Here is a 14,981-nt window from a genome sequence, read left to right as displayed (position 1 = left end):
TGTTTCTTAATAAAGTCTGGTTGCGGCGCTACGATGTGGCGCCGATTCGCGCACGAACAAGTGCCACGGGAAGTCCAGGACCAGCGGGGATCCTGTGTCGCCACCCGCCAGCCGCTGGTTGGGCACTGCGTCCTGGCCGCTCGCCCGCTGCAGGAGCAAGCGCGCAAGCTTGTCGAAGAAATCCACGGGACCAACGGTGCTAAGCGACGGCGTCATCCGCTCCCCTTCAACCGTGTTGCCCACACCGATGATGTCCACGTCCTTGCCCACTACCAGGCCCAGCCGCTGAGCGGCGTTGACCGCGCTGACGGCCGCGAAATCCGTGGTGGCGTAAATGGCGGTGGGCCGGTCCGCCATGCTCAGCAACCGCATGGCTGCTGCGTAGGCGCCGGCCGTGGTTCCATCGAACAGGCCAACATAGTCCTCCCGCTCCGGAACTCCGGCGTCCGCGAGTGCTTCGGAATAGGCCCGGTACCGGCTCCCGCCGGACGTGCCGGCTGACGTAGTCGGGGTCAAGCACGCGATCTTGCGATGCCCATGCAGCAAATGCTCCACCGCCATGCGGCAGCCCGGCCCGGCGATGGAACGGATGACGTCGAACTGCTCAGCCTCGAGCTCTTCGTCGAAAACCACCAGCGTGGTCCCGTGTTCAGCCAGCCGCCTGAGAGCATCCCGCTGTTCTTCGCGCACAGCGTCCACGAACACGGCATCGGCGTTGTGAGTGCCCAGAACCTTGACCCAATCGGCGTCGCCAAGGATCATCGGTGTGATCCCGTACGGCGCCGCAGCCCGTTGCACCGCCTCAATCACAGACAGCGACCACGGATCGGACAGCATGGTCAGCGAAAGGATCACCGTGTTGGTCCGGCCGGTCCGGATAGCGCGGGCCGCCTGATTGGGCCGGTACCCCAGCCGCTCCGCAGCCGCCTTGACCTTTTCCGCCGTCGGGTCCGAAACGCCTGGTCCACCATCCCCGCGACGACCGGACAACACGTAGGAAACCGTGGCAGTTGAAACACCGGCAAGTTCGGCCACCATTCGGATGGTGGGCCTGACTCCCGTGCTACTCGCTTTTGCCATGTTTCCCCCTGGTGTGGTTGTTCGGTGTGAACCTGTTCGGCGGGGAGTGAGCCCGCTTTGTTGTGTCATTCTTACGTGCCGGATGAGGTTGGGTTGAGAGGCCTGCTCTGCGTGTCCGGAGACTTCCGCGACGCGCAGAGCAGGCCCCACAACGTGGAGTTAGCTCTTGAAGACCGGAGCTGCCGGGTCCAGTGCTGCCTGGTATTCGTCGCGCATCTTGTCGCCGCCTTCGCTCTTCCAGCGCTTGACGGCATCCTTGAGCTCGTCGATCTTGGCGCGGCCGGTGATGATATCCACCACCTTGTCGCGGAGCTGCTTGGTGATTTTGGCTCCCACCTTGGCGTTGGTGTCCGAGTACGACCCGTTGGTCGGGTTGCGCCAGGCCAACTCGAGCAGCTTCTCTTCCTGCTGGCTGACGTATCGTGTGTCGTCGTCGAAGCCGGGGTTGAAGATGACGTTTTCCGGGCTGGACATGATGTTCAGCGCCGAGACCAGGCCGGGTGCGTTGGTGGTTCCGGTCTCGGTTCGGGCCGGGTTACCCGCAGCGTCAATGGAGTAGTCCTGGCCCAGCTCGCCGAAGTTCTTCTGCATATACTCCACCGTGCCGAACGGAGCCGACAGGTAGTTGATCAGCGCGAGAAGTTCGCGGATCTTGCCTTCTTCGGCCTTCTTGAACGGTGTGAAACCAACGGTGCCGTAGCCCATGTCGTAGGTCGGCTTGACCTTGCCGTCGGCGCTGAACGGGATCAGGACGTCGAACTTGGTCTGCTTGTTCAGGGCACGGTAGCTGCGGATGTCGTGCGGGCCAACCACCACCTGTGCGGCCACGCTGCCATTGGCAACGCGGGAGCGGATATCCGTGGCCTTCGAATCCGGGTAGAACACGCCGGCTGCGAACATCTTGGCGGTGAATTCCACGCCTGCGGCATATTCATCGGTTTCGTAGAGGTGCGTAAGGGTGCGGTCCTGGTTCACGGCCCAGCTGTTCGGGGCTCCGAACCATTCCGTCACCATGTGGAGGGCGTTGATGTAAGCCGGTTCCAGGGCGTACTTCTGGTCGCCCGGCCGCGTCAGTTCCTTGGCCTTCTCCAGGAATTCGTCTGCGCTGGCCGCTTCGAAGCCGCCTACTTCTGCCCAGACATCGTGGTTGCCCAAGTAGACCTGGCCGAACGGGGTGCTGGGGATGGGCGCTCCCCAAATCTTGCCGTTCACGACGGCGGTCTTCCAGGAATCCGGCTTGAGTGCGGCCAGGTTGGGGTACTCGAGGACTGCGTCCCCTGAGAGGTAAGGCGTCAGGTCTTGGAACTTGGCTTCAAGCATGGGACCGACGTTGGGAATGCCCTGGTTTGGCGGAACCCACATCATGTCAGGCAGGTCGTTACTGGCCAGGACGGTGGCGAATTTGGCCGGGTATCCGTCACCGATGTCTTCGGCGATCTGCAGTTCAAGGTCGCCGCCGAGCTTGGCATTAAGCCGCTGCCAGAACGGATTGTCCTTCAATCCCGGGCTCATGGTGTCGAACGTCTCGGTCAGGCCGGTGACCTTGCCCTTGAGCGGCGGCGTCTTCACGGACTGCACGGCGGTGGGCAGTTTGAAGTAGCCGGCCTGCAGGCCCTTGGCGTTGCCTGCGATGTCCGGAGTCACACCGGTGAATTCCTTGTAGGTGGGCAGCTTCACCGTGGCGGAGGCAGCGGCGCCTCCGCTGCTGGAAGCTCCGCCACCACCGCAAGCGGACAGACCGACGGCGGTGACGGCCAGGCCCGCGAGGCCGAGGAAGCCGCGGCGGCTGAATCCAGCCTGTCCTGAGGTAGTGCTCGTCATGGCATAACCCTTTCTGGTTATTTTCTTCATGGTTGGTAGTGCAGTTCTTGTGGGTTGGCCCTTGCGGCTAGCCCTTCACGGCGCCGGTGATGACGCCCTTGGCAAAGTGCTTCTGAAGGAACGGGTAAACCATCAGGATGGGGACGAGCGCCACCACCACAACGGCCATTTGGATGGACTGCGGAGGGGGCGAGGTAGTGATTCCCAGTTGGTCCGCAGCGCCGCTCCCCTGGACAACAAAGTTGCGGAGCAGCAGCTGGATGGGCCATTTGCTGTGGTCGTTGATGTACAGCAGTGCGTTGAAGAAGGAGTTCCAGAAGCCAACGGCATAGAACAAGCCGACGACGGCGATCACGGCTTTGGACAGCGGCATGACGATCCTCCACAGGATCTGCCAGTCGTTGGCGCCATCGATCCTGGCGCTTTCAATCAGCTCGCCCGGGATGTTCATGAAGAACGAGCGCATCACCACAAAGTTGAACGCACCAAAGATGCCGGGCAGGATCAGCGACCACAACGAGTCCAACAAGCCAAGCTGGCGGATCATCAGGAATGACGGGATGAGGCCAGGTGCGAACAGCAGCGTGAAAAGGACGGCGAGGACCACGGGGCGCCCAAACAACACCGGACGGCTGGTGGCATACGCCATGGTGATGGTGACGAACAACGCCAGAATGGTACCCACGGCCGTGACGAGCAGGCTCACCCCGAGCGACTGCAGCACCATGGGCCCTTTGAAGATGGTGGCGTAGGCCTCCAGGGTTGGGCGCTCCGGCCAGAGCACAAAGCCGCCCGCTTTGACCAGCTGCTCCGTGTCCGCGAGGGACGTGGAGACAACCAGCAGGATAGGGGTGAGGATGGACAAGCTGAACACGATCAAGACCACTGCTTTGACCGTCTGGTAGAGCGCGGAAGGCTTTTCCTTCCACACCGGGCGCTTGGGGTTGTAGCTAAGCTCCCGGGGTTTCCTGGTGAAAAGTGTTGTTGCCATGGGGTCTCCTTGTGCGGCCGCCGCGAGGCTAGCCGACCTTCTTTGCAAAAATTCCGTCTTCGCCAAAGCGGTGTGCAAGCTTGTTGGCTCCGTAGATCAGCAGGGCACTCACCACGCCCTTCGCCAGACCTGCAGCCGCACCCGAACTCCAGCCGCCACCGACTACGCCGGTGTAATACGTGAAGGTGTCCAAGACCTCGGCCGCACCGGCGCCCACGGCGTCGCGCTGCAGGATAAATTGCTCGAATCCGACTGAGAGGATGTCACCAATGCGCAGGATAAGGAGCAGGACAATCACCGGCCGGAGACCGGGAAGGGTGATGTGCCACATACGGCGCCAGCGGCCTGCACCGTCAGCGGCAGCGGCCTCGTAGAGAGAGGCATCGATGCTGGCCAGCGCGGCCAGGAAGATGATCATGGCCCAGCCGGCGTCCTTCCAGATCATCTGGACTACCACCATGACGGGGAAGGTCTCTGGATTTGTCATGAACGGAATCGGGTCCATGCCCATGTCGCGGAGCAGGTTGTTGACGAAGCCCGCACCGCCCAGCATCTGCTGGAAGAACGCGATCACCAGCACCCAGGACAGGAAGTGCGGCAGGTAGGCGATGCTCTGGAAAATCCTGCGGACCCGGGTGCTGATCAGGGAATCCACGATCAGGGCAAGCACCAACGGCACCGGGAAGAGGAAGACCAACTGCCAGGCCGCCAGGTACAAGGTGTTCCAGAAAGCGTGGATGAAGTCGGGATTGCCGAAGAGATCCACGAAGTTCTGCCAACCCACAAACAGGCTGTCGCCGATGCCGAGGTATGGCTGGTAGTCCTGGAACGCGATGACGTTGCCGAGGATCGGAATGTAAAAGAAGAGCAGCAGGAACGCCACGCCAGGCAGCATCATCAGCAGCATCTGCTTGTCGCGCCGGAGCCTCGACCGGAAGCTTTGCTTCGGCGCCTGGCCGCCCTTGCGTTTCCGCTGGCCGGCTGCCGCGGGTTTGCCTGCCCTTGGCTCCGGGACTCGGCGCGCTTCCGGCAGGGCCGGAGCTTGTTCCGTCGTCGAGTTCATACTGTCTCCTCAAGTGCTGAGCAAGAACCACATGTGATTCAAGCCACGCTCGTTAACCGTTTAACAAACCATAAGTGACGACCATCTCATTTGCAAGATCATGATTGAAACTCTGATTAGAAATCAGTTTTCATCATTCTCCGGCGATGTGTCCGGCACCACTAAGATTGATGGGGCACGTATATCCGACGGGCCCGCACCCGTTGCCGCCGTTCGCACCAGTAGCCACTGGTGCGCTGGGCGGGAAACGGTGCGCTGCCTGAACACAGGTGGTGCGCTGGGCGGGAAACGGTGCGCTGCCGAGTACACGTAATTGGAAATAAGACGGAAGGTTGGCATGGCAGATTGCTGCAGCCCGGGCGCCGGCGGCCGGGATCATTCGAAGCCGGGGCTGACGCTCCCCCTCCGGGCGGTGGGCGAACACCGCGACGTGACATCCGCCGTCGTGCGTTCAGGGAGCAGCACTGCCGCCCGTCAGCGGATCGACGTCGACGTTCCCGCCGGGAGCTTCGCCATGGGCGACCCCTTTGGGGAAGGTTATGACGGCGACGGCGAGACCCCGGTCCATGAGGTCTCCGTTTCCGGGTTCACCATCAGCGCCACAACCGTCACCAACACTGAGTTCGCTGCGTTCGTGGACGCAACCGGACATCGCACCGAGTCCGAAGAATTCGGGACGTCGGCCGTATTCCACCTGGCCGTGAAGGCTGAAACCCAGGACATCCTGAACCGGGTCAACGGCGTGCCGTGGTGGTTCAATGTGCGCGGCGCGGACTGGGCCCATCCCGCTGGGCCGCTCTCCAGGTGGCAGGACATCCCGGACCACCCCGTGACGCACGTATCGCACAACGATGCCTTGGCATACTGCGAGTGGGCCGGGCGACGACTCCCCACGGAAGCCGAATGGGAGTACGCGGCCCGCGGCGGCGTGGCCGGCCAGCGCTATCCGTGGGGCAACGACCTTCACAACGACGATACAGAAGGCACCGCGCGCCACCATTGCAACATCTGGCAAGGCGAATTCCCGGTACGCAACGACCTCGAAGACGGCTACCTCACCACAGCTCCGGTGGACTCGTTCGCGCCGAACGGCTTCGGGCTCTACCAGACCAGCGGCAACGTCTGGGAATGGTGCAGTGACTGGTTCCTGCCCAAGTACTACACGACGTGCCTCAACGCCGGAACCGTCCAGGACCCACAGGGGCCAACGATCGGCCGCGGGAGGGTGATGCGCGGCGGCTCGTACCTTTGCCACGATTCCTACTGCAACCGCTATCGCTTGGCCGCCAGGAGCTCGAACACTCCGGACTCAGCCAGCGGCAACCTGGGATTCAGGACCGTGGCTCTCTAGGAAGCCTCACGGAATTGCGAACTACTTGGGTCCGTGCCTGTGGCCTTTCATGTGCCCCTTGAGGGCCGCCGACAGCTCGCCGGAGACAATACGCGTCGCCGTCACAGTGTCGCCGTCCTTGGTCCCGGCGATCCGGACGGTATCCCCGACCTTCAGATCCGCTGCCGTAGCCGACGGCAAACTCGGCCGGCCCTTGCCGTTGCGGAGCTCCGAGAGTTCAGTGGGCATCCGCGAGATGCGGGTGTCGGATTTAATCGCGTAGCTCTGAGTGAAACCGTCCTCGCTCTTCACTGTTATGGCGGAGTCGCCGACGGACTCGATCTTCCCCGTCTGCGTGACAACCGTGCGGTACGTGCCGTCCTGGTTCTTCACAACGTGCTCGCCATGGATCGCGTGACCACGCCCCTCAGCGGACTTGGCCGTCGCGGAGGGCGAGGGGCCTGGTGAGGAGGTAGCGCTCGACGGCGAAGGGCTGGGCTGGGTGCCCGCCCATACAGCGGCCGCCCCGCCGCCGGTCAGAACGACGGCGATGCCGCCTGCGATAAGGGCCTTGTGGAGGCCCGGTGTAATGGTGGCCATGCGTCCATTGTCCTCCCAACGCGAAGTAGCCCGCAGTAAAAAACTGCGGGCTACTTCGGTGGAGCGTCAGGGAGCTTAGCCCTCTACGCCGAGCTTCTCCAGGATCAGTTCGCGGACACGTCCGGCATCGGCCTGGCCGCGGGTGGCCTTCATGACGCCGCCAACGATTGCACCAATCGCCTGGACCTTGCCGCCACGGATCTTCTCCGCGACATCCGGCTGCGCTGCCAACGCGGCGTCGATGGCTTCCAGCAAGGGACCGTCATCGGACACGACGGCCAGGCCGCGCTTCTCGACGATCTCCGCCGGGGCACCTTCGCCGGCGAGCACGCCGTCCAGAACCTGCGTGGCCATCTTGTTGTTGATCTTGCCGTCCTCGACGAGCTTGTTGAGTTCGACAATGACCTGCGGCGTGACACCCAGCTCCGCGGGATCGACGTCGGCAACCTTGGCGCGGCCAACAATCTCACCCATCCACCACTTACGGGCGACATCGGCGGACGCACCGGCTGCGATGGTCTCCTCGATGGAATCCATGACACCGGCGTTGACCACGTCACGGAATTCCAGATCCGAGTAGCCCCATGCTTCCTTGAGGCGCTTGCGGCGTTCGGCCGGCGGCTCGGGAAGGGTTGCGCGCAGTTCCTCGACCCACTCACGGGAGGCGACAACGGGAACCAGGTCCGGCTCCGGGAAGTACCGGTAGTCGTCGGCGTCGGACTTGGCGCGGCCCGACGTCGTCGAGCGTGTGTCCTCGTGCCAGTGGCGCGTCTCCTGGATGACCGGTTCGCCGGAGTCGAGAACAGCGGCGTGGCGCTGGATCTCGTAGCGGACGGCGTGTTCGACGGCGCGCAGCGAGTTCACGTTCTTCGTTTCCGAGCGGATGCCGAAACGTTCCCGGCCGTGCGGACGCAGCGAAACGTTGGCGTCGCAGCGGACGTTACCGCGCTCCATCTTGGCGTCCGATACGCCAAGGTTCTTCACGATCTCGCGAACAGCGGCGACGTACGCCTTGGCCAGCTCAGGGGCACGGCTGCCAGCGCCCTCGATCGGCTTGGTGACGATCTCCACCAGCGGCACACCCGAACGGTTGTAGTCCACCAGCGAGTAGTCAGCACCCTGGATGCGGCCTGCGGAGCCACCCATGTGCGTCAGCTTTCCGGCGTCCTCTTCCATGTGGGCGCGCTCGATCTCCACGCGGAAAACGGTGCCGTCCTCCAATTCGACGTCGAGGTAACCGTCATAGGCGATCGGCTCGTCGTACTGGGAGGTCTGGAAGTTCTTGGGCGTGTCCGGGTAGAAGTAGTTCTTCCGGGCGAAGCGGCAGGACTCGGCGATCTTGCAGTTCAGCGCAAGGCCGATCTTGATGGAGGACTCCACAGCGGTCTTGTTCACCACCGGAAGAACGCCGGGCATGCCCAAGTCAACCTCGTTGACGTTCGTGTTGGGCTCGTCACCGAAAACGTTGGGTGCCGAGGAGAACATCTTGGTCTTGGTGTTGAGCTCCACGTGGACCTCGAACCCCAGGACGGGATCGTACTTCTCCATGGCCTCTTCGAAGCTCAGGGTTGCGTCGACGGACATTAGTTGGAACCTCCGGCGGTGTTGGATACGGCACCAAGGGCAGCATTTTTCAGATCAGGCGCCTGCGCCAGGAGCGGGCCGCCCCACTTCTCTTCGAGGATGGATTCGAGCACAGCACCCACGCGGTACAGGCGGGCATCCTGGCGGGCAGGAGCCAGCAACTGGATGCCAACGGGCAAGCCGTCCTCGTCAGCAAGGCCGCCGGGCAGGGAAAGCCCCGGGATGCCGGCCATGTTGGCGGGGATGGTAGCGACGTCGTTCAGGTACATGGCAAGAGGATCGTCCAGCTTCTCGCCCAGCTTGAACGCCGTGGTGGGCGCCGTCGGGGAGATCAGCACGTCAGCCTGTGCGAACGCGGCCTCGAAGTCGCGCTGGATGAGCGTGCGGACCTTCTGCGCCGAGCCGTAGTAGGCGTCGTAGTAGCCGGCACTCAGTGCATAAGTACCCAGGATGATGCGGCGCTTGACCTCATCACCGAAACCAGCGGCACGGGTTGCACCCATAACACGCTCAATGGTCATGGGACCGTCCTTGGGCAGGACGCGCATGCCGTACCGGACGCCGTCGAACTTGGCCAGGTTGCTGGACACCTCGGACGGCATGATCAGGTAGTAAGCCCCCAGGGCGTACTTCAGGTTGGGGCAGGAAACTTCGACGATTTCCGCGCCGGCATCCTTCAGCAGCTGAAGGGACTCATTGAAGCGGTTCTCGACGCCGGCCTGGTAGCCCTCGCCGTGCAGCTCCTTAATGATGCCGATCTTCATACCCGCCACGTTGCCCACGCGGGCAGCTGCGACGAGGTCGTTGAACGGGTCCGTCAGGGACGTGGAGTCGAACGGATCGTGGCCGCCGATGACTTCCTGCAATAGCGCCGAGTCCAGCACTGTGCGGGACACCGGGCCGATCTGGTCCAGCGAGGACGCCATGGCAATCGCGCCATACCGCGAAACAGCTCCGTACGTCGGCTTCATGCCAACAGTTCCGGTCACGGCACCCGGCTGGCGGATCGAGCCACCGGTGTCCGTTCCGAGGGCCAAAGGCGCTTCAAAAGCGGCGACGGCGGCTGCGGAGCCACCGCCCGAACCACCAGGAATGCGGTCCAGGTCCCACGGGTTGCGGGTAGGGCCGTACGCCGAGTGCTCGGTAGAGGAACCCATAGCGAACTCGTCCAGGTTGGTCTTGCCCAGGATCGGCATCTTGGCCGCACGAAGCTTCTTGACCACCGTGGCGTCGTACGGGCTGTGCCAGCCCTCGAGGATCTTCGAACCGGCCGTCGTCGGCTGGCCGATGGTCACGATCAGGTCCTTCACCGCGATCGGCACACCAGCAAGGGCGTGCAGTTCCTCTGCAGCGGCGCCGCCGGCAGCGCGGGCAGCGTCGACCTCGGCTGCAACAGCCAAAGCCTCCTCGGTATTAACGTGCAGGAAGGCGTTAACCTGACCGTCGACGTCGGCAATGCGGTCAAGGTGCGCCTGCGTCACCTCGACGGCGGACACCTCCCGGGCTGCCAGCTTCGCTGCGAGATCGGCAGCGGAGTGACGGATGAGTTCGTTCTTCAGCTCAGTCATGGTAATTAGTCCTCATCCAGAATTGCCGGGACCTTGAAACGGTTCTCGAAGGCATCCGGAGCGCCGGACAACGCCTGCTCGGCCGTGAACGTGTGGCCCACAACGTCCTCGCGGAACACGTTGGACAGCGGAATCGGGTGGGACGTAGCCGGCACATCCTCCCCGGCCGCTTCGCTGACGGACTTCACCGAATCCACGATGACGGCAAGCTCGCCGGCCATCCTGTCCAGCTCTTCGGCACTCATTTCAATGTGAGCGAGTCGCGCCAGATGCGCGACGTCGTCACGGTTGATCGCAGCCATGGATCTCCCCTGCAAAGTTCAAATGGTTTTCCGAACCAGTCTACTTGGCTGCGGGTCGGCTTCGAACTGGTGCGCTGACGCGCTGGACGGTGGGTCACCTTCGGCGGCTGACCGCAGACGATCCCTTGGTCGCTCGCTCGTTCCTCGCTTAGACGCGACCGGCAGGATGTCTCCGGCCTGCCGCCTCCTGTCCAGCTCACCTTGCGGTCAGTGCCCACCCCACTCCGGGTCCCCCACAACAAGCGAGACAGCAAAGCGGTCCATTCGCGCTTTGCTGTCTCGTTTGGGTTGGGGGACGTGGGCTGGGTGGGTTTGGCGGTGGCGCCTACGTTGGGCTGAAGCGGGCGCCTGGCTCATCGCAAACTGAACCAGGCATCCGGAAGCGTGCGTCTAAGCGAGGAACGAGCGAGCACGCGGAGGATGTCTGGTTCAGTTTGCGGCCGGAGGGCGGCCGTTTCGGGCCGCCCTCCGGAGGATGTCTGGCCGGGTTTTGCACGTCAGGTGCAGACGGTTGCTTTGGGAACGGCAGCCTAGCCGATGCCGATTGCTCCGGTCAGGACTCCTACGGCCAACATGACGATCGAGATGACTGCCGTGCGCCAGAGGACCTTCTTGTGGTGGTCGCCCAGGTCTACCTTGGCCAGCGAGACCAGCAGGAGGATCGCCGGGACCAGGGGGCTCTGCAGGTGGAAGGGCTGGCCGGTGATGGAGGCCCGGGCCATGTCTGCTGCTCCGACGCCGTAGTGCGCAGCGGTTTCACTGAGGACCGGAAGGACGCCGAAGTAGAAGGCGTCGTTGCTCATGAAGAACGTCATGGGGATGCTGAGCAGGCCAGTGATCACAGCCATGAAGGGTCCCATGTCTGCGGGGATGATCTGGACGAGCCATTCGGACATTGCCTTGACCATGCCCGTGCCGTTGAGGACACCGGTCAGGACTGCCGCGGCCATGACCATGCTGACGACGGCGACGATCGACGGTGCATGGGCGATCAGCTGGGCGCCCTGGTCCTTGACCTTGGGGAAGTTGACCAGGAGGGCGATCGCGGAACCGACCATGAACACGAACGGCAGCGGAACGATGTTCGCAACCAGGACCACCATCACAGCCACGGTCAGTCCCAGGTTGAACCAGAACAGCTTGGGGCGCAGCGTGGTGCGGTTGGGGTCAAGTGCGGTGTCTGCCATGGCCGTGTCGTGCTCGTCCACCAAGGTGGCCGGGTCCTCAAGAACCGCGACGCCGGTACCTCCACCGGTGCCCGGCTTGCCGGTGGCGGTGGAGCCGGTGCGGCCAAAGCCGAAGCGGCCTGTACCTGAACCCGAAGCCGCGGCAACCAAACCACCGCGGCCAGTGCCGCCGTCGAACGCGTCCGAGGGATCAGCGACGTCGCCCCACATCTCGGGAGCGGTGGTGCGGAGGCGGTTGCGTTCCTGCAGGCCGAGCAGCCAGGAGAAGACCAGCACCACGATGAGGCCAACGATGAGCGACGGGACCATGGGGACGAAGACGTCGTTGACATCCAGGTGCAGTGCGGTGGCAGCGCGGGCCGTGGGGCCGCCCCACGGGAGGATGTTCATGGTGCCGTTGGCGAGGCCGGCCACACAGGTGAGGACAACCGGGCTCATCTTCAGACGCAAGTAAACGGGCAGCATCGCGGCCGTGGTGAGGATGAAGGTGGTGGAGCCGTCGCCGTCGAGGGAGACCGCTGCGGCGAGGATCGCGGTGCCTAGGACAACCTTGGCGGGGTCGTTGCCGAGCTTACGAAGGATGAACTTGACCAGGGGGTCGAAGAGTCCGACGTCGATCATCAGTCCGAAGTAGATGATGGCGAACATGAGGAGCGCAGCCGTGGACGTCATGGACTTCATGGATTCCATGACCATCGGGCCAATGCCGAGGCCAGCCCCGGCAAAGAGACCGAAGATGGTGGGGACGATGATCAGCGCCAAAACGGGCGTCAATTTTTTGGTCATGATCAGGACCATGAATACCGCAATCATTGCGAATCCAAGCAAAACCAGCACGGCCGGCTCCTTACTACTGAATGGCAACACTTCGATGTGATGCGCACTACATACGCTAGGGTGGCGCCCGTCACTCGCAGGGGTTTGTGGGATTTGATGGAAGTAGTGCTCGTTGCGAACGTTTTGCGCATTGTGCTCAGTGCTTCAATGGAGCAGAAGGAAAGGAGTGACGGTGCCCCGCAACAACCGAGTCAGTATGCGTTTCTCCACCCAAACGCTCCTCCTTCAATTGGGTGTGGTGCTTCTGGTGGTTCTGCTCAGCGGCGCCGTCCATGCGTGGCTCGTTTACGTGCGGATCGGCAACGAAGCCGAGAACCAGGCGCTCACGCTCGCAAGGACGGTGGCCGCGGACCCCGACATCAGGGCCGACGTCCAAGCCATCAGCAAAGAAGAGGGAACACCGCCGCCCGATGTCCTCGCTGCCGGCCCCTTGCAGGCGGCAGCCGAAGCAGCACGGGTCCGCACCGGGGCCCTCTTCGTAGTCATTACGGACGAAACGGGCCTCCGGCTGGCCCACCCGGAGACTGCACGGCTCGGTGAACACGTCAGCACGGATCCATCGGTCGCGTTGGGCGGTCAGGAGATCACCACGCGGAACACCGGGACACTGGGGCCATCGGCCGGAGCAAAGGTGCCGGTGTATTCGCCAGGGGACTCCGGAACCATCGTGGGCGAAGTCAGCGTCGGCTACTCGGTGGAATCCCTGGGCAAGAGCCTGGCGCGGGACATCATCCCCATTGCCCTCACCGCCGGAGGCGCCTTGTTGGCTGGGGTGTTGGCGTCGTTCCTGCTCCGGCACCGCCTGCAAAGGCTGACCCTGGGCTTGGAACCCGAAGAAATCAGCACCCTGGTCCACGACCAAGTAGCAGTGCTCCAAGGCGTGGACGACGGCGTGATCGGTATTGCCGCCGACGGACGAATCTCGGTGTTCAACGCAGCCGCTTCCAGGCTCCTGGACCTGCCGGACGCCACCGGCCAGGACTGGGCCACAGCGAATGTTCCCGAGCAACTCAAGCAACTGACCCAACCCGCAGCCCGCGACGCCGAAGCCGTCGAAATCGTCGCCGGCGGCCGTGTGCTCGTGACCAGCGCACGCAAGGCATGGCACCGCAACGAAGACCTTGGCTGGGTGGTTATGCTCCGCGACCGCACCGAGCTTCAGCAGCTGACCCGACAGTTGGACGCGGTTGGCACCATGTCCACGGCCCTCCGCGCCCAGCGGCACGAATTCGCCAACCAACTCCACACCATCGCCGGTTTCATGAGCATCGGCCAGCACGATTCCGCCAAAGAGTACTTGGCCCGGCTCTCCGCCACCGGGCCTCTGAAGTTCCCGGTGGAACAGGCCGAACTGCTCCAGGACACGTATCTGCAGGCGTTCGTTGGCGCCAAGGGAGTGGAAGCCTCAGAACGCGGCGTTGCGCTCCGCATCGGCCCCGAGACCCTGGTTCGTGGGCACGTCGCCGATCCTCAAGACGTCACCACAGTGCTCGGCAACCTGATCGACAACGCCGTGAACGCCGCCGTCGCAGGTTCCGCAACGGACCGCTGGGTGGAGGTTGAACTGCTGGACGATCCTGACGGCGACGACGGCGCGCTGCACCTTGTTGTCGCGGATTCCGGCGATGGCCTGGGGAGCCTTGAACCTGAGGAGGTCTTCGCCGAGGGATTTACGACGTCGGAACAACCGGCACGCGGGGGCGCAGGCCAAGGGCTGGGGCTGGCGCTGGTGCGGCAACTGGCGAGGCGGCGTGGCGGGGATGTTCGGGTTTTGGATGCCGGCAGCGATGGCGGCCCGGGTGCCGTGTTCATGGCCAGCATTCCGGGGGTCATGGGCCAACAGCCGGAATCGCCGGCACGCACGGATGCACCATCACAGGAGGACGGCAGTGGCTGAGGATTTGAGAGTGCTGATTGTGGATGACGACTTCCACGTGGCGCGCTTGCATGCGGCCTATGTGGATTCGGTAGCCGGATTCATGGCCTTGGCACCGGCCGGATCGGTTTCGCAGGCTCTCCAGGCAATCCACAGCCTCCGCCCTGACTTGGTGCTGCTGGATGTCTACCTGCCGGATGGTTCCGGGCTTGATCTGCTGGGTCAACTGGACGTGGACGTGGTGATGCTCACGGCGGCCTCGGATGCGCAGTCCATCAAGGTTGCCCTGCGCCGTGGCGCACTCGGCTACCTGCTGAAGCCTTTCACTGCCGAGTCGTTGTCCCAACAGCTGCGCTCGTACGCCCGGTACCGGCGGATCTTGGGGCAGCAATCCGGTGTGGACCAGGCAACGATTGAACGCGCCAAGCGTGCGTTGGTTCCCGGCGACGTGGCACCCTCAGCCAAGCCGCGCTCCGCCACTGAGGCGGCTGTTTTGGAATCCTTGGTGGCCGGTGAGCAGTACTCAGCTGCCGAGGTCGCCGAAAGGGTTGGCGTTTCCCGGGCCACGGCGCAAAGGTACCTGTCCTCGCTGGCGGACGATGGCGCCGTCGAGATTCAACTGCGCTACGGAACCACGGGCCGCCCGGAACACCGCTACGGCGTCCCGGGCTGACCCAAGTAGGTCGCATTTGTGCGCGTTTTGACGGCTCATAACGCGCACAAATGCGACTCAGTTGGGTGC

Annotated in this window: 12 protein-coding genes; 3 read left to right on the top strand and 9 right to left on the bottom strand. The window is 63.5% G+C overall.

Going from position 1 to position 14,981, the window contains the following annotated elements; translation table 11 throughout:
* Window positions 1–6: 6 nt before the first annotated feature.
* The 4 genes from ACIQC5_RS06805 to ACIQC5_RS06790 all read right to left on the bottom strand — a co-directional run bounded on the left by ACIQC5_RS06805 (window position 7) and on the right by ACIQC5_RS06790 (window position 4,955).
* The gene (locus ACIQC5_RS06805) at window positions 7–1,080 is read right to left on the bottom strand and encodes a LacI family DNA-binding transcriptional regulator (RefSeq protein WP_400279781.1); all 1,074 of its coding nucleotides are present in this window, start codon (window positions 1,078–1,080) and stop codon (window positions 7–9) included.
* Between the two features lie 159 nt (window positions 1,081–1,239).
* Window positions 1,240–2,901, bottom strand: coding sequence for a sugar ABC transporter substrate-binding protein (locus tag ACIQC5_RS06800; protein WP_400279779.1), 1,662 nt, complete (start codon window positions 2,899–2,901; stop codon window positions 1,240–1,242).
* A gap of 67 nt (window positions 2,902–2,968) precedes the next feature.
* A complete protein-coding gene (locus ACIQC5_RS06795) occupies window positions 2,969–3,892 on the bottom strand; it encodes a carbohydrate ABC transporter permease (RefSeq protein WP_400279777.1) in 924 nt (307 codons plus the stop codon).
* 28 nt (window positions 3,893–3,920) lie between these two features.
* The gene (locus ACIQC5_RS06790; protein WP_400279775.1) at window positions 3,921–4,955 is read right to left on the bottom strand and encodes an ABC transporter permease; all 1,035 of its coding nucleotides are present in this window, start codon (window positions 4,953–4,955) and stop codon (window positions 3,921–3,923) included.
* 337 nt (window positions 4,956–5,292) lie between these two features.
* Between ACIQC5_RS06790 and ACIQC5_RS06785 the strand changes: the two genes are divergently transcribed.
* Entirely contained in the window at window positions 5,293–6,306 is a 1,014-nt protein-coding gene (locus ACIQC5_RS06785; RefSeq protein ID WP_400279773.1) for a formylglycine-generating enzyme family protein, read from the top strand.
* A gap of 21 nt (window positions 6,307–6,327) precedes the next feature.
* Here the strand turns inward: ACIQC5_RS06785 and ACIQC5_RS06780 are convergent, their stop codons facing one another.
* From ACIQC5_RS06780 to ACIQC5_RS06760, 5 genes are all read right to left on the bottom strand, one after another.
* Window positions 6,328–6,885 carry a DUF5666 domain-containing protein gene (locus ACIQC5_RS06780; RefSeq protein ID WP_400279771.1) on the bottom strand — a complete coding sequence of 186 codons (558 nt, stop codon included), beginning with the start codon at window positions 6,883–6,885 and terminating at the stop codon, window positions 6,328–6,330.
* 75 nt (window positions 6,886–6,960) lie between these two features.
* Window positions 6,961–8,469 (bottom strand): Asp-tRNA(Asn)/Glu-tRNA(Gln) amidotransferase subunit GatB, encoded by a 1,509-nt coding sequence (gene gatB, locus ACIQC5_RS06775; RefSeq protein WP_400279769.1) that lies wholly within the window; start codon window positions 8,467–8,469, stop codon window positions 6,961–6,963.
* The gene (gene gatA / locus ACIQC5_RS06770) at window positions 8,469–10,037 is read right to left on the bottom strand and encodes an Asp-tRNA(Asn)/Glu-tRNA(Gln) amidotransferase subunit GatA (RefSeq protein WP_400279767.1); all 1,569 of its coding nucleotides are present in this window, start codon (window positions 10,035–10,037) and stop codon (window positions 8,469–8,471) included. Before gatA ends, gatB begins: the two co-directional genes overlap by 1 nt.
* 5 nt (window positions 10,038–10,042) lie before the next feature.
* Window positions 10,043–10,339, bottom strand: a complete 297-nt coding sequence (gene gatC / locus ACIQC5_RS06765) for an Asp-tRNA(Asn)/Glu-tRNA(Gln) amidotransferase subunit GatC (protein ID WP_400279765.1) — start codon at window positions 10,337–10,339, stop codon at window positions 10,043–10,045.
* Window positions 10,340–10,869: 530 nt separating this feature from the next.
* Window positions 10,870–12,363 (bottom strand): CitMHS family transporter, encoded by a 1,494-nt coding sequence (locus ACIQC5_RS06760; RefSeq protein WP_400279763.1) that lies wholly within the window; start codon window positions 12,361–12,363, stop codon window positions 10,870–10,872.
* 196 nt (window positions 12,364–12,559) lie between these two features.
* On the opposite strand from ACIQC5_RS06760, the gene ACIQC5_RS06755 reads away from it, so the two are divergent.
* Both ACIQC5_RS06755 and ACIQC5_RS06750 read left to right on the top strand, forming a co-directional pair.
* A complete protein-coding gene (locus ACIQC5_RS06755; RefSeq protein WP_400280160.1) occupies window positions 12,560–14,260 on the top strand; it encodes an ATP-binding protein in 1,701 nt (566 codons plus the stop codon).
* Window positions 14,253–14,912 carry a response regulator gene (locus tag ACIQC5_RS06750; RefSeq protein WP_400279761.1) on the top strand — a complete coding sequence of 220 codons (660 nt, stop codon included), beginning with the start codon at window positions 14,253–14,255 and terminating at the stop codon, window positions 14,910–14,912. The genes ACIQC5_RS06755 and ACIQC5_RS06750 overlap by 8 nt, the downstream gene beginning before the upstream one ends.
* Window positions 14,913–14,981: the final 69 nt, after the last annotated feature.

It is taken from the genome of Paenarthrobacter sp. NPDC092416, from assembly GCF_044755025.1.
In the GTDB taxonomy this organism is placed as follows: domain Bacteria; phylum Actinomycetota; class Actinomycetes; order Actinomycetales; family Micrococcaceae; genus Arthrobacter.
This window is presented reverse-complemented; position numbering and strand designations above follow the sequence as displayed.

Bases quoted from the DNA above. Each gene is read 5' to 3' on its own strand.
- ACIQC5_RS06805 (WP_400279781.1), bottom strand. From the start codon at position 1,080: ATGGCAAAAGCGAGTAGCACGGGAGTCAGGCCCACCATCCGAATGGTG.
- ACIQC5_RS06800 (WP_400279779.1), bottom strand. From the start codon at position 2,901: ATGACGAGCACTACCTCAGGACAGGCTGGATTCAGCCGCCGCGGCTTC.
- ACIQC5_RS06795 (WP_400279777.1), bottom strand. From the start codon at position 3,892: ATGGCAACAACACTTTTCACCAGGAAACCCCGGGAGCTTAGCTACAAC.
- ACIQC5_RS06790 (WP_400279775.1), bottom strand. From the start codon at position 4,955: ATGAACTCGACGACGGAACAAGCTCCGGCCCTGCCGGAAGCGCGCCGA.
- ACIQC5_RS06785 (WP_400279773.1), top strand. From the start codon at position 5,293: ATGGCAGATTGCTGCAGCCCGGGCGCCGGCGGCCGGGATCATTCGAAG.
- ACIQC5_RS06780 (WP_400279771.1), bottom strand. From the start codon at position 6,885: ATGGCCACCATTACACCGGGCCTCCACAAGGCCCTTATCGCAGGCGGC.
- gatB (WP_400279769.1), bottom strand. From the start codon at position 8,469: ATGTCCGTCGACGCAACCCTGAGCTTCGAAGAGGCCATGGAGAAGTAC.
- gatA (WP_400279767.1), bottom strand. From the start codon at position 10,037: ATGACTGAGCTGAAGAACGAACTCATCCGTCACTCCGCTGCCGATCTC.
- gatC (WP_400279765.1), bottom strand. From the start codon at position 10,339: ATGGCTGCGATCAACCGTGACGACGTCGCGCATCTGGCGCGACTCGCT.
- ACIQC5_RS06755 (WP_400280160.1), top strand. From the start codon at position 12,560: ATGCGTTTCTCCACCCAAACGCTCCTCCTTCAATTGGGTGTGGTGCTT.